The following is an 18,650-nucleotide window of genomic DNA, read 5'->3' on the forward strand; positions in this document are numbered from 1 at the left end:
TCCAGCCCCGGTCGCGGCCGGTGGGCCTGGACCCGGGTTCGCGCTCCAGCACGTCGGTGCCGATCGTTGCGATCACGCTGGGTTGGTGCGCGGCCCGAGGTGGCGGTAGCAAGCGGCCCGTCGGAACCCTCGCGAACGGACAGCATTGCGTCACGACAGTCGGTGACGGATACGGAGGACTTCGGTGTTCATCGTGGGAGTCTGTTCGTCCCGTTCGCGATGCTGCTCGATATGCAGGCCGGCGTCGCCCCACACGCTGGGTCCCCTCGCTCGGCCATCGCACAGCTGGTAGTCACGTGGAGTCGCGTCTTCGTCAGGAGAGGCGGGTCACGAGTTCGGTGACTCGGCCGCCCGGGTACTCGACCTCGTCGATCTTCTGTTCGACAGCGTCGCCCGTCACTCCGCTCACGTTCGACAGTGGAACGACGATCTCTTGGCCATCGTTAGCCGGGCTCGCCCACACGATGTTCCCGATCACTTTGGCCTCCTCGCACTCGATTTCGTGGCGGTCGTCCATCGGGGTCTCGAGGAACACAGTCGTGCTCATGGCGTCTTCCCGTTTATCGCGACGGGGCATCAATCGATGTGTCAGGCGGAGACGGGATGGGGTCCCGGTCAACCCGTCGCTACCCGGCGGGCTCGACAGACCGTCGTACAGTCCGGGATAGAGCCAGAACGAGGCGAACACCAGTTCGTCGGCGCCCTGTTGGATATTGATTGACATCCTCTCGCCCTCGACGGTCCAGTTCCGGTCGCCGCTGGTGGGAGATGGAAAAGATGATTTGACAGGTTTCTGTAGTCGGTCGAACAGCAGGGACAAAAGAGCGTTGCCGTCCCGTATGACAGTCTGGGAATGTGTGTCGCTCACACACCGAATTTCAATTGAAATTCTCTCGGTTACGATTCCCGACGAACAGCAAGAGAGCATCGAGACTAGGAGTACGCAGCCCTAGTTGAGCAGCGCTCGAAAAGGTGGAGAATCAGCGAACGGCGTTGAGTGCGTCGCTTATACCGGTTCGAACTGGTAGCCATCCCAGTCCTGACTCTCGGGCTTTCTGATGCCGGCGCCGGGGTCGCGAAGCTCCTCGACGAAGACCGGCCGGACTTCGTCACCCGTCTCGAGATCGCCGGTCGTCAGTTGGACGAGCGCCCGAACGGATTCGCTGTCCTCATCGGACTCCGTCCGATTATCCGAGGCGTCGACCGCCTCGCTGACGTCGAACTCGACGATCGCGAGGTGGTTCGGCTCGCGCACGCCGGGTGGTGTCGCTGTACTGGTCGTCCACGTCACGACCTCCGCGGTGTGCTCGCTCAGGTCGATCGTCTCGACCGGCTCCGCGCCGTTCCGGCTGCGCGGGTGGCCGGGATAGCTGATCGTGCCGTCGTCGTAGCGGGTTGCTTCCATCGTCATCGTGCTGCCTCCATGATCGTGGTGATAACGCAGTTCCCGAAGCCGCCGACGTTACAGCAGAGGCCGACGTCGGCCTCGACCTGTCGCGGACCGGCCTCGCCGACGAGCTGTTCGTAGATCTCGACGCCCTGTGCGACGCCGCTCGCGCCGAGCGGGTGGCCCTTCGACTTGAGGCCGCCGGAGGTGTTGACCGGCAACTCGCCGTCGCGTTCCGTGTAGCCCTCCTCGACGAGCTTCCAGGCCTCGCCCTGGTCGGCGAAGCCCAGTCCCTCCATCTGGAGGAACTCGAGGATGGTGAACATGTCGTGGAGCTCCGCGACGTCGATATCGTCGGGCCCGTAGCCGCTCATCGCGTAAGCGCCTTTGCCGCTCTCGACGACGCCGCCCATGACGGTCGGATCCTCGCGCTCGTGGACGACGTGCGTGTCCGTCGCGCCATCGACGCCGGCGATGACGGCGTACTCGTCGGTATACTCTTTGGCAACTGACTCCGGACAGAACAGCAACGCCGCCGAGCCGTCGGTGATCGGACAGAAGTCGTACAGCCGCAGCGGGTCCGCGACGATCGGCGACTCGAGCACCGTCTCGAGATCGACCTCCTTCTGGAACTGGGCGTTCGGATTATCGACGCCGTTCCTGTGGTTTTTGACCGCGACTTTCGCGAGGGTCTCGCGGGGTGCGTCGAAGCGTTCCAGATAGTTCCGCGCCGTGAGCCCGGCGAAGGAGGGGAGCGTTACCCCCGCCTTGTACTCGACGGGGTGAGCGATCGAGGCGATAATGTCGGTCGTATCAGCGGTCGACTTGTGAGTCATCTTCTCGCCGCCGACGAGCAGCGTCATCTCGCTCGCTCCACTGGTGATCGATTGCCAGGCAGCGTAGATCCCCGCGCCGCCGCTGGAACTCGTCTGATCGACGCGCTGCGTATAGGCCGGCATCGCGCCGAGATCGTGTGCCAGCGCGTTCATCACACCCGTCATTCCCTCGAACTCGCCGCTGGTCATGTTCGAGACGTACAGGTGCTCGACGTCCGTCGCGTCGACGCCCGCATCCTCTAGGCACTCGAGTCCGGCCTCGGCGAGGAGGTCCTGGACCCAGCCCTCTCGCTGGCCGAACTGGGTCATCGAGGCTCCGATAACTGCCACGCGGTCGGACTGGCGGTCCGTGGAGTGCTCGCCTGCCGTCATTTGTAACTGCCCTCCAGAGGTGGTGAGTTCTGCTGGGTGAGCGTCGTCCATCGGATGGATTGCTGTCCGCTCGTCTCGTAAATCGGTCTGGATCTCATAGGTCGATTCCTCCGTTGATGTCGATCACTTCGCCGGTCACGTAGCCCGACTGCTCGCCGGCGAGGTAGCGCACGAGGCCGGCTACCTCGCTCACGCTGGCGAACCGCTCGAGCGGGATATCCGCGCGTAGACTGTCCTGAATATCGTCCGGAATCGCCTTGACCATCTCCGTGCGGGTGAAGCCGGGCGCGATGCAGTTGGCCGTCGCGTCTGAGCCCGCCAGCTCGAGGGCGAGTGAGCGAGTAAACCCGAACAGGCCGCTTTTCGCCGCCGCGTAGTTCGCCTGGCCGACGTTGCCTTGCTTGCCGATCACGCTCGAGATGTTGATCACCCGCCCGTGATCGACGGCTGTGATGTCGTCGTAAAACGTCTGTGTGCAGTTGAACGTCCCGTTTAGCGAGACGTCGATCACGCGGTGCCAGTCTTCCGCCGTCATCTTCTGGAACGTCCGATCGCAGGTGATCCCGGCGTTGTTGACGAGGACGTCGATCGGCCCGAACGCGTCGTGGACCGCGTCGCGCATCGTCTCGATCTCGGCGCGATCGGTGACGTCAGCCTGGACCGGGTGAGCCGTCCCTGCGGTGTCCGCTTCGGTAATTGCGTCGGCGACCACGTGGGCGGCCTCCTCGGAGGAGCGGTAGTTGATGACGACGGTCGCGCCGTACCGTCCGAGTTCGCGGGCGATCCCGTGTCCGATCCCCCGCGAGGCGCCGGTGACCAGGCACGTCCGGCCGGCGAGCGGCTGACGGGACGGCCGGTCCAGGTCGGCCGGCTCTGCGAGCTTCGCCGTCATTGTTCCTCCTCGGGAAGTGTCGCCTGCTCGTGCTGGAAGGTGTATGTGGGCCCCTCACCTGCATCCGTTTCGATCGTGGAGAGCCACTCATCCACAGTGTATGTCCGCTCCGCACCGGTGTCCGATCGGTCCGTGTACGGGACGACCCCGCGGAGTAGCTCCGTATCCGGGTCCGTCTCGGTGTCGTCCTCGTAGAGCGCCAGTGCTACGATCGGGACCCGAATTCGCTCGTGTGTCTCGTCGGTCCCCAGTCCGAGGGGTGACGACGGTATCTCCTTCCGACGAAACGCCGGCTCGAGCGTGTAGCCGTGCTGATCGGCCCACTGTTCGAACGCGGCCACGAGCTCGTCCCGCGTGGGCTCTCTCGTGTCGTCCGCGTCGGCGATCGCAGGGTGTTCCGGCGGCCAGTGAGTGATCTGACTCTCGGTGATGAATCCCTGGTCCTGAAGGTGCTGCAGGCGCTCGGTGACGGAGCTGACCGCCTTCATGAGAGGAGCAGGCACAGTGGATCGCACGTAACAGTCGACCCGGAGATCCCCCAGGAGATCGGTACCGCCAACCTGAGCCGGGGTGTCCGCAGACTTACTAACTGGCATACCCGCCCTCCGTCCGCTGGGCGAGCCCACGCGCAACGAGCGACGTGAGTATCGGCAGGAGCGTTAGTTTGGGCAGCCCCAGTAACTGCTGGAGTTCGGTCACTGTCGTCTCCTCCGTCACGAGGAGCGTCAGATACACCAGTTTGGCCTGTGGTGAGCCAAGATCGTCTGGTAATGTCGGTTTTTGTTCGCTCGTGGACATCATTCGCATGGAAACCCCCAACGAGATGAGATATAAAGCTTAGTGATTGGTGCAAACATCTCCCACGAAATGAACTGACACGGTGTCGATCACCCAGTCATATTACTGACGACAATGGCTCTACATAATTATTTTTCCATACTGATACGAACGGGGTACTCACCGTTCAGCGTACAAACCCCCTCCAGTGAAGCCGGATGGCGGTCCTCGGTCATCGTCTCCGATGCAGACACGAATGAGGCCTCAACGAGGGTGCGTACTCGCCGTTGCAGTAGGGACTCTCGAGAATCGTGAACTCCGAGATGATGTCCACGAGTGGCCGCTAAGCGGCGGCCAGCCGTGTGCGGCTCCTTCAGATGAATTAACCGCACCCCTGTCTATGTATTCAGGGGATAAATTCGCAACCCCAACATAGTTTGGAACAGAGACGAATCGTGCCGAGATCTCCTGCACTGACGACCTCGAATCCGTAATCACCGACCTCGGTGAGACGATTGCTGATCGCGAGTCCACGCACACGTGCACAACGAGGATTTCCCAGGGGCAGCCCAACTCCTCGGAGAGAACGCACTCGCCATGCAACGAACGGCAGTCGTCACTCTGGAGCTTCGCGAACAGATTCGACGATGCCGATACCAATTCTGCTGAGAGTGCGTGGGGCGCCGGGGTCTCTCGCGCCCGCGCACATCTAAAATCGAATCGATCGGTGTGGAGACTGCGCTCCCTGTAGATACGCCCGTATCTGCAAAGCGCGTTCGCCAGATGTAGTCTGGCGGGCTGTCAGACTCTTCGAGTCTGACAACGTCGTGGAAACAGGAGGCCCCACCCTCATAGAGCGAACGGCGTCAGCCGTGAGCGAGTAGGGTGGGGTAGTTCACTATCACTACTACTCCTGTGAACACCGCCCACGTAAGGCATATCCGTCTCTCCGATCTTTTCTCAGGTGATGTCAAAGGACTACTACAAATGCGGAGAGTGTGACTGCGAATTACACTACCAAACGACGAAACACAACGGCTGTCCGAACTGCGGACTCGTTCCGCTGCATAGTGCTGACTGAGTCGACGCCTGCTAGCGCTGGGATCGCAGTGCTCCCGTGCGGATCAGTTCGTCTTTCGCTGAACCCCTGGCTGTGGTGATCGACCCTCGCTCGAGTGTTCCACACCGGCTCCGTCCTGGAGCTCGCGATACGTCGCACAGTGGGGACAGCCGTGGACCTTGCCGTCGACACCGAACACTCGGATGAAATCGCGGGTGACGTACTCGCCACAATCATCACAGCTGGGCATGAGGTATTCATTGACACTCACCACTGATAACCGTGGTGCCAAAGACGATAGTTAGCCGTCCACGACTCGCACTGCCACGGCGAGGAGATCGTCTCGCAGTCAGCCCACGGAAAGGAGGTAGTTGGCGGTGAGAATACTGCCAGTCTAGACCGGCCTCGAGGCTCCTCACCACTGGCCAGATTTCCGGTGGGCAACCTCCTCGACGACGTTGAGAAACACCGCCTCGAGCTCGTCGGCCGGAAGCTCCTCGAGCGCCTCGGTATGATCGTTCTCCGGAGAACCACCGCCCCGACGAGCTCGGGATTGCGTTCTCGGTGTCGGTCCCGTGGTCGGGCGTGGCTCATTCGGGAATCGGTCCCGGTACGGGCGTTAGGTGTACCGAAGCGACGTCTGGACCCGAACGGTCCGCATTCCACATCCCGCGACAACGAGACATCCCGCGCCTCGAAGGCGGGAACTGACACCCAACTCACTGACGCCAGTCCGGGCCCGATCAGGAGAGACTGCGTTACCTCCCGACCCTGAGCAGTCGTGAATAGTGCTTCACAGCCATATTCGTCCGTGACGTCGTGTCGCTGGGTTTCGATCCAGTCGTCAAGCAACATGCCGATGTTGTCGAACAGCGCGACAAATGCTTGCTCCTTTTTATTAGCGATTAAGGGATATTTCAGTCCTCGAGCGTTGGTTGTTCGGGCGCTTCTGGAGCAGGAGCTGGCGGTTCGTGGGTGCCGAAGTCAGGATGAGTCTCTTCCATCCACAGATACACAATTGCCCCAGAAATGAACATCAAGATGGCAGTCATATAGAAGGCGGCCTCAGCGTTCACAATCTCCATCGAGAGACCAATCAGAATCGCACCGACGCCATAGCCGGCGTCACGCCACATGCGGTAGACACCCATCCCCGCCGACCGCCACGTCGGGTGGGCAGCGTCGCTCGGGACCGTCATGAGATTCGGATAGAGCAGCGCCATCCCGAGCCCGGAAATTCCGGCCAGGGCCGCCCATGGGAGGTAACTGTCGACGAACACCATCCCGAGGACGCCTGCGCCGGCGAGGAACATCCCTGCGACGACCGGCGGGCGTCGCCCGATGCGGTCGGCGAGCCCGCCAGTCCCGATCTGGAGGAAGTACATCGCGCTGTGGACGCCGACGACGACGCCAACGGCTTCGATCGCGAGCCCCTGACTCGTGAGATACAGCGGGACGGCAATCCAGAACAGCGTATCGACGAAGTTCTCGATGTGGCCGGCCTGAGCCGCCGCGAACAGAGTCTTGTCGCCGTAGGTTGCTCGCTTCAGAACCTCGTTGAACGGGAGGTTTGCATCGTGGTGGTCGTCGTCACCCTCGAGATGTGCAAGCTGGACCGTCTCCTTGATGAGGAAAACCGAGATAAGGAACGCTAACACCACGACGGCAGCGAGGAAGTAGAATGGTTCCGGCCGGAGACTGGTCTGGCCGGCAATGACGCCCGTAATCCACGCTCCAGCCGCGACACCAGTGTAGCCGAACGCCTCGTCGATACCGACTGCGAGCCCACGCTGGTCGGGACTCGCGAGATCGATCTTAGCGTTAATCGCCATGCTCCAGGTTAGCGCCTGGTTAATCCCGAGCAGGATGTTTCCGACGGTAATCCAGCCCCAACTCGGCGCAAAGATGAGGATCACCGGTATCGGCAGTGCGGTGAGCCAGCCGAGAATGAGCACTGGCTTGCGTCCGTACTCCTCACCCCACTTGCCGGCGTAGAGGTTGAGCAGCGCTTTGACGAAGCCGAACGAGACGACGAATGAGCCGATAACGAGAAACGACTTGACGCCGAATACCTCTTCGCCCAAGACTGGCACGACCGTACGCTCTGATCCGATGGTCAGCCCCGTCGCGAACACCAGCAGGACATGTAGTGAGAACTGTCCGAGGTGCTCGCGAATTCCCTGTTTCACCTCAACTTTATCCCTCATTACTGTAGTGAATTCTGTAGTTGGATCCAATTTCGATGATTTTTGTGTAAATGTGGAAAACGAGGTCGGATTGATTTGCCCGCTTTAGTTAGCAGCGCAGTTGTTCGGGCCGAGTTCAAGCGCTTCAGCGTCCCCGCTTGGCTGCTGCTTCCCCCAGTTGATCTGCTTGATTTCGTTGTAGTTCGCGGGCTCGTCAGCGAGACTTCCGACGATAGTTTCGACGAACGCCGTTTCGTCGCCGTCCTCAACGTAACTCAGGAGCTCATTCGTCGTTTCTTCCTGGAGTTCCTCAAGCTTTGTAGCGAGCGGTCGAATCTCTTCATCACTGAAGTGCCCCGGCAGAACGACCGTTTCGTCGTCCAGGTTCGTCAGCCGGTCCAAACTGTCGAACAGTTGGCCAGCTGCTTCGCGGACTGCATCTTCAGCGCTATCCTCAAGGTCTGGTCGGCCGACGCTGCGCAGGAACAGCGTGTCCCCGGAGAGGAGTGCATCACCGAACTTGAACGAGACGCTTCCGGGCGTGTGACCGGGCGTATAGACCACGTCGAGTTCACGGTCTCCGACAGTGATCGTCTCTCCGTCCTCAAGTTCTGTGACGCTTTCGAGCTCGCCATCGTCGTCCTCGTGCAGGTAGTACGGAACGTCGAGTTCACCGGCAAGCTGACGAGCGCCCGAAACGTGGTCCGCGTGCGCGTGGGTGTCTGCAACACCAACGATTTCGAGATCGCGCTCGTCTGCCGCGTTCAGATATTCGTCGATGTACTGGCTCGGGTCGACGACGATGGCCTCACCATCGCCGTAGGCGAGATATGAAACGCATCCCGTTCCGGGGCGGACAATCTGGGTGATCCCGTCGACGCCCTCTACCTCGTACTGGCGGTGAACACGTCCCCAGCCGTTCATTCCGCTGTCGATCGACTTCGCGTCGAAGCCGTTCTCACGGAGGAATTCGGCGGCGCGTGCCGACGTGACACCACCGACGCAGACGACCGCGATCTCCTCGTTTTCCGGTAGTTCATCGAGCTTTGTTTCCAGCGTAGAATAATCGTACTCCAGCAGTTCGTCGTAGACAGGGACGTTCGTACTCCTCGGGATCTGCCACTCGTCGTAATCGTCCTCGTTGCGGACGTCGAGGACGAAGAGATCCTCGGCGTCGGCTTCTTGGACACGTCGAGCGACTTCCGAAGGCGCAATCTTAGTCTTGCCCATTACACCCAATACTATGAAACAGCGACTATTAAATCCGTTGGTCGAAATACCACCGAGAAATTCTATTCACCCTTACAGTTTGGACGGTATTCGGCAATTCGCGGCAAATCACATATCGAGCTTCAAAGACACCCGGAGCCACCTTTGGAGAACAGCAGCGTTAACTCTTACATAGTTTAGACACTACTGTGAATTATGAGCTATCATACATACGAGGCTGAGCAAGCCGACAGATTAGAAGATGCAGCGTCTCGCTACCGGTACTCTCCGCTGAAGAACTTCTCTGGAGTGTTTCCCCTTCGGATGACGATGTAATCGCCGATCTCGGAAGTGAACCGGTTTCTATACGGACGATCTTTCCCCACACGTAGGCCAAGCGTATGCTGTCGACGTGCAGGAAGCAATGCATGACTATTACCTCGAAAAGGGGGTTCCCGAGAACGTCGCACTCGTCACAGCAGAAATCAGCGATCTACAGGTTGAACAGGGCGAGTGCCTCGGGGCTTGTCCCCGAGGTACTTCACCGTTCGATACCGACTTCCTTGCTACTGTAGTTTCGACAATGACCTACCACGAGTTCGCTAGTTCCGATGCATTGCAAGAACTCGCACGAGTCGTTAGTTCGGGGGGTCGGCTCGCTATCGCCGACTGGTCAGCTGATGGTCGTGGAGAGGCTGGTCCACCGTTAGACGAACGATTTACTGCCGAAGAGGCGGTGTCCTCGCTTCAGAATCATGGCTTCAAAATTCAGCACGAAGCTACACGAACTGAGACGTTCGTTCTTGTTGGAGTTCGAGAGTAGAGAGATAGATCAGCTTTCGATGGTGGGTGTCTGACCGGACTTGTCACCATATTTTTCGCTGAATTCGCCGATTAGCTGCCCCATCTGTGCGTACCAGTCGTTGAGCATTCGTTGCATCTCCTGGGTAATCTCGTCGGCGTCTCGCGGGAGGTAGACGTGGTAGTAGCCGCCCTGATCGTAGTTGACCTGCTCCTTTTGGATGAATCCGGCCTGCATCAACCGCTGGACAGATCGGTAGGCAGTCGACCGCTCACGATCGATCTCGTCGGCGATTTCGTCGACGGTGAGCGGTTCGTCCATTTCGTTCAGGAGTCGGAACACGTCTTTGTCGATTTCTTTGAGGTTGTGGAAACACTCAAGCAGGCCCTCACACTGCATGTCCTGCCGGAGCATTTCACTCATTGAGTCAGCCATTAGTTATCGGTCTTAGGTGCTGGCCACTCAAAAATATTTGCATAGTCGGCACAATACTGTGCCCATCTATGACGACATGAGCTTACACCATGTCTCAGTACGTTCCTGCCGAAGGGCGCAAATTGCTGCGAGTACGACCGCAGTGCTGACCAAGACCGTTGCACCGAAGATGAGCACGATACTCACCGTGTTAAGCGCTTCAATACCGAGGTAGTTGCTCAACTCTTTGGCTGCGACTGAGAGGCTCCCAGCAAGCAACATTGCGGCGAAGTAGCCCTTGATGTCATCTTCGTCGACCAATTTCGTCGCCCCAGCACCGATACGTGCACCGAGCGCACTCCCGGCGAGGAGCGAGCCGACAACCGGAATCGCTACAGCATCAGCCTGTGCGTAGACGAATGCACCATACGCTCCGGAGATAGTAATCTGGAGGATGTCAGTCCCGACAGCGACCGCAGCGGGCACGCCAAGACCGTACATCATCGCCGGCATTAGGAGGAATCCACCACCGACACCGAGGAATCCAGAGAGAATTCCGATCGCACCACCGAGAGTGAGGACGATCCAGACCGAGACGGAGATGTCACCGGATATCGTAACCATCGGTGGAATGTGAATCGCCTGCACCCGCTCTGCGAGACTGATTCCACCTGATTCCCTCCTCTCGCTTCGCGCATCCTGTAGGGTGAACAGTCCGACGATGGCAAGCAGCCCGACGTAAGCAATGCTGACGACGAGATCGGCCGAACCGAGTTCCTCGAGCAGGAAGACAACCCGCTTACCGAGTTCGATACCGAGGGTCATGCCGACTGTCATCAACGCTGCGAGCTTGTAGTCGACTTGGCCGTGGTCACGGTGTTTGAGTGCGCCGATGACGCTCGTCCCAAAGACGAACGCGAGCCCGCTCCCGACCGCGACCTTCGCTGGATAGCCCAACACCAGTAGTGCTGGCGTCACAAGGAAGGACCCACCCATCCCGAAGAACCCGAAGAGGATGCCGATCAGAAGGCCAAACCCAACGAAAAGGGCGATCATCGCAATACTCAGGCCTAATAGTTCCATCCCTATTCACCTCCGAGGATGTCACGAGCGGCTGGACTGGCCACCTGCATCACTGCTCCGTATCCGATGTAGAGAGCGATTGCTTCAGCGAAGACGAGTCCAACCGTGGTGATGGCCTGGGCTGAGCCTGATAGGGGTTCAAGACCGAACATCTCAATCACACCTCTTTCGATTGTCTAATGATTCCATTTCTATACAATACTCCTGGGCAAACTGTATCTGGTAATTCTGATGGGACATCGGTACTTAGCTGGAAGTAATTTCTGTCATATCGTCGGTGCTGGTCGGCCGAAGTGCTCGCCAGTATCCCTGTGCGTATGCACCGAGGAACATCCCGAAGACTGCCCACAAGATCGGGTAATTCCCGATGCCGACGCTCGCGTAGGCGGCCCCCGGACAGATGCCTGAAAGTCCCCAGCCGACGCCAAAGATCGTCCCTCCAACGACGACGTTGCGATCGAACTCCTTCACTCGGCGCGTGTACTCGCTGGCTGTCAGCGGTGCACGGTCAAGGGATCGCGTGGCAACAGCGAAGGTGATTCCGGTCACAATAGCTGCCCCACCCATGACGAACAAAAGGCCGAAGTCCTCGAACTGGAGGAAATCCAATACGACCTCCGGGCGGGCCATCCCGCTGATCGCGAGACCGAAGCCGAAGATCAGTCCACCGATATAGATAATCGGCATGAACCACGGACTACGGTGATTCTCGCTCATGGTGCCACCCCCATCGCCTGGACGAGTTGAGCAGTCCCGATCGCGACGGCGAGGAACGTCGCCACGTTCACAAGCGAGGTATTCGACAGTGATCCGACGCCGCAAACGCCGTGCCCCGACGTGCAGCCCTTGCCGAGACGGGTTCCCACGCCAACGAGAAAGCCGCCGCCGAGCAGCCGCCACCACTGGACGTCAGTCGTCCAAATCGCTCCCTGGAAGAGAACCGCGTAGACGGCGGCGCCGCTGACGATGCCCGCGGTGAACACGAGCCGCCAGTCCCGCGATTGGACGTACTTGAACCGGTTAAACCGTGGAACGTCGGAGACGTACGACAGCGTCGACTCGAGGAACGTACTCGCACCGGCGATGATCCCCGTGGCGAGGTAGATGACTGCGGCGCCGAGCCCGACGAGCAGTCCACCGAGGAGATACGGCAGGACCCCTCGCGGGAAGAACTCTCCGAGCGCGAGTAGCGGTGTGAGTTCGCTCATCTTAGTTCGTTAGCGCCTCCTCGCTGGCTGCGCAGTTGTTCGGCCCGAGTTCGAGCTCAAACGCTTCCTCGTCGTCAGGCGATTCCTGACCGAGGTTCGTGGCGATGATCTCTTCATAGTTTGCGGGCCGCGGCGGCATGTCCGAGACGATGAACTCGACGAACGACTCTTCGTCCATCGACAGTGCATCCATCGTGTCTCGCAGTTCACCGAGTGCAGCGGTGTACGTGCCGTCATCGTTCGGCGTTGCGGAATCGCTGAAATGTGCAGGTGCGATGACCGTATCATCAGACTGCGTCAGCACCTTCTCGGTGAGCGATTCGTACAGCGTCCTGGCTGCGTCTTTGGCTGCCTCCGGGTCTTCCAAGTCAGGACGCGCGACGCTTTCTGTGAACAGCCCGTCGCCGGTGAACAGCACGTTTCCGACCTTGTATGCAGTCATCCCCGTCGTGTGACCGGGCGTATGAATCACGTCGATTTCCACGTCGCCGACCGTGAGCGAGTTACCGTCTTCGACGGTCTCGTACTGGAGATCATAATCGACGCCGCGCGCCGCAGCTGCTTTGGGCACGACCGCAGTTGCGTCCGTCCGCTCGGCGACTGACCGAACTCCAGAGATGTGATCTGCGTGGATGTGCGTGTCGAGCGCGTATACGAAGTCAGCACCGAGGTTCCGCGCGTCTTGGGCGTAGGTATCGGGAAACGCGCGAAGCGGATCGATGATCGCGGCTCGACCGTCCGAAACCACAAGATACGCGAGACACCCGCTCGACGGACGCTGATACTGCGCGATCGTCGCATCGATGTCGACGTCAAGTTCAGTGTATTCATAGATGCGCGCCCACCCCTTCATTCCGCGCTCGAGATGGTTGACGTCGTAGCCCTCCTCTTCGAGGTTCTCGGCAACCATCTCACTAGAGCCGCCCTTCGCACACAGGGCCGTGATTTTTTGTTCTTCGGGCAGCTCTGCGAGGAGATCCTCTGGAATCCCGTCGAGCAGTTGGAAGTACGGGTAATTCACGATCTCGACGTTCTCGCCATCGATATGCCACTCGTCGAAGTCACCTTTCGAGCGGGCGTCAAGGATGAACACGTCCTCGCCACTATCAATTCGCTCTTTCAGTTCCTCCGGCGTGATCGATTCGACTTCTTCCTCAGCGTTGGGAAGGTCTCCTTCAGTCATCGTCATCCCTCTCTACAGACGGGCCACCAATAAGACTTTGCATAGTATTTCTACTTCTACACAATACCACATCGGTCAAATGGCCTCTAAAACCCTCTACACGCGCGATATAGAATAATATGCTATATAGTAGTGCTCAATATGCAGTCTACTACCGACACACTTTTACTACCGGCACCAATATTGGGCAGTGAAGTCAATACCATGGCTGAGTACAAAATCACCGAGACGCTCGACGTGAAAGGACAGAACTGCCCGATGCCTGTCGTCAAAACAAAGCAGAACATCGACGAACTCGCTGAAGGCGAGGTTCTGGAAGTTCTCGCAACCGACCCCGGGAGTATGAGCGACATCGCTGGCTGGGCAAACACGACTGATGGCGTCGAACTCGTCGATCAGGACGAGGGAGACGACGTCTTCACGCACTACGTGCGCAAGACGGAGTAACAAAATGAGCACGGACACCCAACAGGCGCCTACCAACGATGACGAGACGCTGACTCGCGCAGAGCTCGAAGAACGGGTCGCCGAACTCGAGGACCGACTCGCTGCCGTGGAAACCGAGAGTGGCGACGACCAGCCAAAAATGTCCATCATCGCGACGAAGGGTACCCTCGACATGGCGTACCCGCCGCTCATCCTCGCGAGCACCGCCGCGGCATTCGGCTACGAAGTCACAGTCTTCCATACGTTCTGGGGGCTGGATATCCTCCACGAGGAGAAATCGAAGAACCTGAAGCTGAGTTCGGTCGGGAATCCCAACATGCCCGTCCCGAATGCGATCGCAGCACTTCCTGGTATGGATCGCATGACGACGAAGATGATGGAAAAGCAGATCCGGGACAACGACACGGCCACGATCGATGAACTCATCGATACCTCACTGGAGATGGGAGTCGAATTCCAAGCCTGCCAGATGACGATTGATCTCATGGACTATGACGAGGACGACTTCTACGACGGTGTTACTGTCGGTGTCGGCGCGGCGACAGCTATTCAGGATATGGCCGAGTCCGACATCCAACTTCTTGTTTAGTCGCCGTTTTTGAGTACGCCACACTTCGAGCAGAACCGCTAACTAATAGTAGTCCAAAATATTGTACGTATTAAGAAATACTAAAATGCAACCAGCCGAAGCGGTGAACAGCCTCGGGGTCAAGCCCCGAGGCACTCGGCCTGCCCCGCCTGTAGACCAGCGTGAGAACGTGTTCATCCTCGATATTCGACCGCAGTATGGAATCCGACTCAGCCGATTAACGGCAACTACGTAGTCGAGTGACGCGATTCACGCCCGCCCTAAAGGGCGGGATTCTCTCGCTGTTTGAAGATAGTTTCGAGGAAGAGCATATTCCAGACAGTCACAATCTGCCCATCTACGACCAACTCGAGGGGAAGAATTTCATTGGTCTCGATGCCTCACTTGATGATCTGCCGGAAGATCGAGTTGTACTTTCGGGGTCGACTGGCGGTGAATATCGAGCGTTCGGTCGATACCCTCGAGAAGTCGGTACAGTGTTTTGAATCGAGAGTGGTCCTCCCAGCAGTTGACGGACTGGTAGTTGAGGCTGATAACTGATTCGCGTAGTTTGGTAGTGGTGTACTGCGCGATACAGGTCTTTCCCGCACCGGAAGGGCCGAACAGGAATGATGTTTCAACCTGTTCGCCGTCAGTGATGGGTCGTAGCGCACTGGAGAGATGATTGATCTCGACGTCACGATGCACGACATCTTTCGGTACGAATTCCGACTGGAATACGCGTGCATCTGTTATCGTTGTGGAGTAATGATCCCTGTCTGTCGGCCCAAGGTGAGCGTGACGGTCCCGACCGGGTCCCCACGGTGAGCACGACCTCCCACGTCAGCCCACCGCTTTGGGCCGTTTCTCCCGAAATTAGCTGGCGTTACCAAACACGCGGACGCCGCATCGCCACACTAATGTGAAGCTCCCAACTAGTATAAACAAGAGAATACTATTATGGGGATTGAACGAGATGTGAGGCATAACGAGGATCGGAGTTAACCCCTATGCCACCAGAACGACCGAACGCGGACGACTATATCGAGTATCCTGCTGCCGAGCGCTCCAGCGACTCTCAACGGGGATGCGACATTTGTGGAGCGACGGACTCGCGCTCGGAGTACTCGTTCGGTCCCTCGTCGGATGCCGATTCAACGGCGGTTCTCTGTTCATCCCACTATCAAGTCGCGACTCTTTTGAGCGACTCCCGTTCTCACGACGCAGAGGCGCCGCTGGATTACGATTTACAGGACACGAAGAAGATAACGGTTCGTGTTCCACGAGCCCTGATCGAAAGTGCCGATTCTGCCGCTGAACAGCAGGGCCACACGCGGAGCGAGTTCGTTCGCGATGGAATACAGCTGGCTATCAAGCTTCAAGACGTCGACGAGGCGTTCGACGATGTCCTCGCTCGAGCAGTGCAATCGCCGACCGAGACGGAATCCGAAGCCGTCCCATCGGAGACGGACACGGCCTCGGAGACCGATGTCGAGTTCCTCAAAGAGCGCATTCGAACGCTCGAGTCCCTCCTCGAGGATAGTATCGACAAGATTTGACCTCCCCACCTAGTTACGCGCGGAATTCTCTTGGTGACCGATCACTCCCGGCAGAGCCGCTCCCCAACGCCAGTCCGAGGCCGATCAGGCGCTACTGCACCGCCAATCATGTTAATTGTTCACATCTAACATCTGATTTAGCGATCCGACAGTGCACTATATTGGGGAGAGCCTCGTTAGTGCCAGCAATGGGTGATGCGGTGTTCGCGTTGGCAGGTCCATCCCCCAGACAGGCACTGGTCCCGTGGAGACACACACGCCCGTTTGTGCGGCATTCCCTGACGACTCCCGCATTCGCGTCCCCGCTCACAGTCCATGATTACTCTCCGAATCGACGAGATCCACATCAACGGCGGGCTACACCGAAACCGACGACGCTTCCAGCCCATCCTTGATCTGATTGCGGAGACCGACCCCTCGATTCTCGCGATCGAGTACGACCCGCCACGGTTCGAGCGGTTCGTTGACGCCGTCCTCGTGAATCGAATCCGCTGCGACCCAGCGGATGTCTTTCTCGCGATCTTTGCGAGCAAGGCCCTTGACATCCCGTTAGCCCTGATCGATACCGGCCACACTGCGGCTGCCCTCGCTGCCGAAGCACACTACCAACGCGAGATCGTTCCCGCGCGCATCGATGAGTCCGGACGCTTTCAGGAAGCGAACTCGCTGTCCACCATCCGCAGCGAGCTTCACAGACTCGAACGGCGCGCTCCTGACGCGTATCGCGCGCTCGTTCACGACCGCGATCAGCGGATGGCCGGTCATCTCCGTGCGCTGCACTACCGCGACGAACGGATCGTTGCCATCGTCGGCGAAAACCATACGGTTGGGCTACAGTCGTATTTGACGAACCCCGCTACGATCGCTGACTCTCACATCGAACCTCCACCGATCCGTGAGCCGCCTCGCGGTGCGTTCACACCGTGGGCCGTCCGCCACCTCTCATCCCATCCGTCGATGCCGGATGTGACTGCGAAAGCATGAATGAGCCACTCCGTGGTCCCCGTCGAGCAGCCGTGGTGGCAGCGTCGGATGAGACCAGCACACCGAGAGATGCTGAGCACCATCCTCGTTCTCTGTTATCAATCAAAATACAACGCGTCAAGGTGCTTCTGAACGGTGACAAGGTGTTTGCCCCGCTCGGTGAGGGCGATCAAATTCTGCTCTTGATCGTATGTGATCACGTTCTCCTCGACCAACTGCGGCACATGCGAGTGAGTGAGCGCCAAGTAGATTTTCTTCACCTCCGCTTCTGGGATCTCCGATATCGGTTCGCTTTTGCAGTCTCGCGCCACTTCTTCTGCCGCATCGGCCACTGCGAGCGGGACGTCGTGCTGATCGAGACAGCCGAGAAGCGCTTGTCGATAGACGTGACTCAACAACCGGTACACGACATCTTGAGGCAATTCTTTGTTTTCCATTCGAAACACGTGTCCGGATAGTGTTAGCACTTAACATGGAAAATGGACCCAACTTGCCGCGAGCAAGATTTTATATGAAGCTCGATGAGAGAAGAGTCGTCTTACTGCTCAGGTTGCGTCTCTGCGGTCAACGTTGAGAAGATGAGATTTTCGATCCCGCGTCGAAGGAGTTCGGAAACCGCTTGATGAGTTACGTCGAGTTCGTCCGCGAGTTCCGCAGTTGTGGTTTCTCTCGGAATGCGGAAGTAACCGTGTTCCGCAGCAGTCACGAGTGCGTCCCGTTGTGCCGGTGTGAGGTCCCGATACCCTTGGTGAGGTTGCTCCGGTTCGTACAGGCCCAACAGTTCGAAGGAGTAACTGCGGTCTAACAAATGCTCTCGGAACGCGTCGAACTGCTCACGATGGGTGAAGCGGAAGTCGAGTTCCCAGTTGCCCTCTCGGAGCCGTGCTTCGAGTATCGATCCCTCTTTATCGATGTAAGAGTTGATTCGCTGTTCGACTTCCTCGGCCCACTCAACGTGGTAGTACGCTTCATCATTGAACCTCACAGTCTCAATGATTGTCTCTACTGAGGGGTCCGATTGAAATGCGTCCTTCACAGCATCGAACTCCGGATGAGCAACCCACAGACACGGCATCACCCATTCTGTGCTGTGAGCGGCGATCCGCTCCGCTTCGATTTCGATTTCGGGGACAGCACTCGCCGAGTGTTCTAATGCGAGCGCCTCGGGAGGAATCGAGACGGACGCTATCAACATACCCTGAGTAGGGTCTTCTACAAGATAAAGCGGCAGTCTAGTTCAAGTCAAAGAAGATGAGAAAGTGATACCGGTGAACTACCCTACCCTACCGCTCGCCTGACGGCTCGCGCTTGAGAGGAGAGCTTCCTGTTTCCACGACGTTGTCAGACTCTTCGAGTCTGACAGCCCGCCAGACTACATCTGGCGAACGCGCTTTGCAGATACGGACGTATCCACAGGGAGCGCAGTCTCCACAGGCGGTGATTCGGAGTGTCCCACTCCTACGTTCTTGATACCGCGAGAAAGGATGTTCTATGCAGCATTCGCGTCCCTATCCGCCGTGAAACCACAAGCAGGTGACTGGGAAATTTGTCACCGAATTTGTCACCGATCGCGAAAAATAAACGAATACAGCATACAATCATCATCAGATATACGAGTCGATCTGCGAAGAGTAGTGACCGGTCAGTATAGGGAACTCGTGTATCGTTTCGCACTCCTCTCCG

21 protein-coding genes and 3 pseudogenes are annotated in these 18,650 nt (G+C 58.4%); 6 read left to right on the forward strand and 18 right to left on the reverse strand.

The features are described from left to right. Nucleotides 1-313: 313 nt before the first annotated feature. From NED97_RS12505 to NED97_RS12530, 6 genes are all read right to left on the reverse strand, one after another. Nucleotides 314-724, reverse strand: coding sequence for a hypothetical protein (locus NED97_RS12505; RefSeq protein WP_252487367.1), 411 nt, complete (start codon nucleotides 722-724; stop codon nucleotides 314-316). A gap of 282 nt (nucleotides 725-1,006) precedes the next feature. Further along, nucleotides 1,007-1,411, reverse strand: coding sequence for a nucleic acid-binding protein (locus NED97_RS12510; protein ID WP_252487368.1), 405 nt, complete (start codon nucleotides 1,409-1,411; stop codon nucleotides 1,007-1,009). Continuing rightward, a complete protein-coding gene (locus NED97_RS12515; RefSeq protein WP_252487369.1) occupies nucleotides 1,408-2,595 on the reverse strand; it encodes a thiolase family protein in 1,188 nt (395 codons plus the stop codon). Before NED97_RS12515 ends, NED97_RS12510 begins: the two co-directional genes overlap by 4 nt. A gap of 94 nt (nucleotides 2,596-2,689) precedes the next feature. Continuing rightward, entirely contained in the window at nucleotides 2,690-3,487 is a 798-nt protein-coding gene (fabG, locus tag NED97_RS12520; RefSeq protein ID WP_252487370.1) for a 3-oxoacyl-ACP reductase FabG, read from the reverse strand. Continuing rightward, a complete protein-coding gene (locus NED97_RS12525; RefSeq protein WP_252487371.1) occupies nucleotides 3,484-3,975 on the reverse strand; it encodes an HTH domain-containing protein in 492 nt (163 codons plus the stop codon). Before NED97_RS12525 ends, fabG begins: the two co-directional genes overlap by 4 nt. A gap of 97 nt (nucleotides 3,976-4,072) precedes the next feature. Next, complete coding sequence (locus NED97_RS12530) at nucleotides 4,073-4,285, reverse strand: helix-turn-helix domain-containing protein (protein WP_382207638.1); 213 nt, start codon at nucleotides 4,283-4,285, stop codon at nucleotides 4,073-4,075. A 663-nt stretch (nucleotides 4,286-4,948) separates the two neighbouring features. Between NED97_RS12530 and NED97_RS23355 the strand changes: the two are divergent. Further along, a pseudogene (locus NED97_RS23355) lies at nucleotides 4,949-5,148 on the forward strand (hypothetical protein); the annotation flags it as partial. 240 nt (nucleotides 5,149-5,388) lie between these two features. On the opposite strand, the gene NED97_RS12535 reads toward NED97_RS23355, so the two are convergent. From NED97_RS12535 to NED97_RS12545, 3 genes are all read right to left on the reverse strand, one after another. Next, the gene (locus NED97_RS12535) at nucleotides 5,389-5,574 is read right to left on the reverse strand and encodes a DUF7563 family protein (RefSeq protein WP_252487372.1); all 186 of its coding nucleotides are present in this window, start codon (nucleotides 5,572-5,574) and stop codon (nucleotides 5,389-5,391) included. 667 nt (nucleotides 5,575-6,241) lie between these two features. Then, nucleotides 6,242-7,531: an MFS transporter gene (locus NED97_RS12540; protein WP_252487373.1), complete on the reverse strand. Its 1,290-nt coding sequence runs from the start codon at nucleotides 7,529-7,531 to the stop codon at nucleotides 6,242-6,244. Nucleotides 7,532-7,615: 84 nt separating this feature from the next. After that, nucleotides 7,616-8,740: an MBL fold metallo-hydrolase gene (locus tag NED97_RS12545; protein ID WP_252487374.1), complete on the reverse strand. Its 1,125-nt coding sequence runs from the start codon at nucleotides 8,738-8,740 to the stop codon at nucleotides 7,616-7,618. Between the two features lie 195 nt (nucleotides 8,741-8,935). Here NED97_RS12545 and NED97_RS12550 point away from each other — a divergent pair. Next, a pseudogene (locus NED97_RS12550) lies at nucleotides 8,936-9,542 on the forward strand (class I SAM-dependent methyltransferase). Nucleotides 9,543-9,551: 9 nt separating this feature from the next. Here NED97_RS12550 and NED97_RS12555 read toward each other — a convergent pair. The 6 genes from NED97_RS12555 to NED97_RS12575 form a co-directional block, all read right to left on the reverse strand. Then, nucleotides 9,552-9,956 carry a helix-turn-helix domain-containing protein gene (locus NED97_RS12555; protein WP_252487375.1) on the reverse strand — a complete coding sequence of 135 codons (405 nt, stop codon included), beginning with the start codon at nucleotides 9,954-9,956 and terminating at the stop codon, nucleotides 9,552-9,554. 66 nt (nucleotides 9,957-10,022) lie between these two features. Continuing rightward, nucleotides 10,023-11,018 (reverse strand): sulfite exporter TauE/SafE family protein, encoded by a 996-nt coding sequence (locus NED97_RS12560; protein ID WP_252487376.1) that lies wholly within the window; start codon nucleotides 11,016-11,018, stop codon nucleotides 10,023-10,025. Between the two features lie 2 nt (nucleotides 11,019-11,020). Beyond that, nucleotides 11,021-11,170, reverse strand: a complete 150-nt coding sequence (locus tag NED97_RS23470; protein ID WP_455429874.1) for a DUF7512 family protein — start codon at nucleotides 11,168-11,170, stop codon at nucleotides 11,021-11,023. Between the two features lie 94 nt (nucleotides 11,171-11,264). Then, a complete protein-coding gene (locus NED97_RS12565; RefSeq protein WP_252487377.1) occupies nucleotides 11,265-11,735 on the reverse strand; it encodes a YeeE/YedE family protein in 471 nt (156 codons plus the stop codon). Further along, nucleotides 11,732-12,226 (reverse strand): YeeE/YedE family protein, encoded by a 495-nt coding sequence (locus tag NED97_RS12570; protein WP_252487378.1) that lies wholly within the window; start codon nucleotides 12,224-12,226, stop codon nucleotides 11,732-11,734. The genes NED97_RS12565 and NED97_RS12570 overlap by 4 nt, the downstream gene beginning before the upstream one ends. Before the next feature lies 1 nt (nucleotide 12,227). Beyond that, on the reverse strand, nucleotides 12,228-13,409 hold the full coding sequence (locus NED97_RS12575; RefSeq protein WP_252487379.1) for an MBL fold metallo-hydrolase: 1,182 nt from the start codon (nucleotides 13,407-13,409) through the stop codon (nucleotides 12,228-12,230). A 204-nt stretch (nucleotides 13,410-13,613) separates the two neighbouring features. Here NED97_RS12575 and NED97_RS12580 point away from each other — a divergent pair, with 204 nt between their 5' ends. The 4 genes from NED97_RS12580 (at nucleotide 13,614) to NED97_RS23360 (ending at nucleotide 16,967) form a co-directional block, all read left to right on the forward strand. Next, entirely contained in the window at nucleotides 13,614-13,856 is a 243-nt protein-coding gene (locus NED97_RS12580) for a sulfurtransferase TusA family protein (RefSeq protein ID WP_252487380.1), read from the forward strand. Between the two features lie 4 nt (nucleotides 13,857-13,860). Next, on the forward strand, nucleotides 13,861-14,445 hold the full coding sequence (locus tag NED97_RS12585; RefSeq protein ID WP_252487381.1) for a DsrE/DsrF/DrsH-like family protein: 585 nt from the start codon (nucleotides 13,861-13,863) through the stop codon (nucleotides 14,443-14,445). Nucleotides 14,446-15,623: 1,178 nt separating this feature from the next. Next, nucleotides 15,624-15,983: a ribbon-helix-helix domain-containing protein gene (locus NED97_RS12595; protein ID WP_252487382.1), complete on the forward strand. Its 360-nt coding sequence runs from the start codon at nucleotides 15,624-15,626 to the stop codon at nucleotides 15,981-15,983. A gap of 315 nt (nucleotides 15,984-16,298) precedes the next feature. Continuing rightward, nucleotides 16,299-16,967 (forward strand): TraB/GumN family protein, encoded by a 669-nt coding sequence (locus NED97_RS23360; RefSeq protein ID WP_382206813.1) that lies wholly within the window; start codon nucleotides 16,299-16,301, stop codon nucleotides 16,965-16,967. 98 nt (nucleotides 16,968-17,065) lie between these two features. Here the strand turns inward: NED97_RS23360 and NED97_RS12605 are convergent, their stop codons facing one another. The 3 genes and pseudogenes from NED97_RS12605 to NED97_RS12615 all read right to left on the reverse strand — a co-directional run. After that, nucleotides 17,066-17,404, reverse strand: a complete 339-nt coding sequence (locus NED97_RS12605) for a DUF7344 domain-containing protein (RefSeq protein ID WP_252487384.1) — start codon at nucleotides 17,402-17,404, stop codon at nucleotides 17,066-17,068. 101 nt (nucleotides 17,405-17,505) lie between these two features. Continuing rightward, a complete protein-coding gene (locus NED97_RS12610) occupies nucleotides 17,506-18,162 on the reverse strand; it encodes a helix-turn-helix domain-containing protein (RefSeq protein WP_252487385.1) in 657 nt (218 codons plus the stop codon). 177 nt (nucleotides 18,163-18,339) lie between these two features. Continuing rightward, nucleotides 18,340-18,501, reverse strand: a pseudogene (locus NED97_RS12615) (RNA-guided endonuclease TnpB family protein); the annotation flags it as partial. Nucleotides 18,502-18,650: the final 149 nt, after the last annotated feature.

Origin of the sequence: Natronococcus sp. CG52, from assembly GCF_023913515.1 — an archaeon.
Taxonomy (GTDB): Archaea; Halobacteriota; Halobacteria; order Halobacteriales; family Natrialbaceae; genus Natronococcus; species Natronococcus zhouii.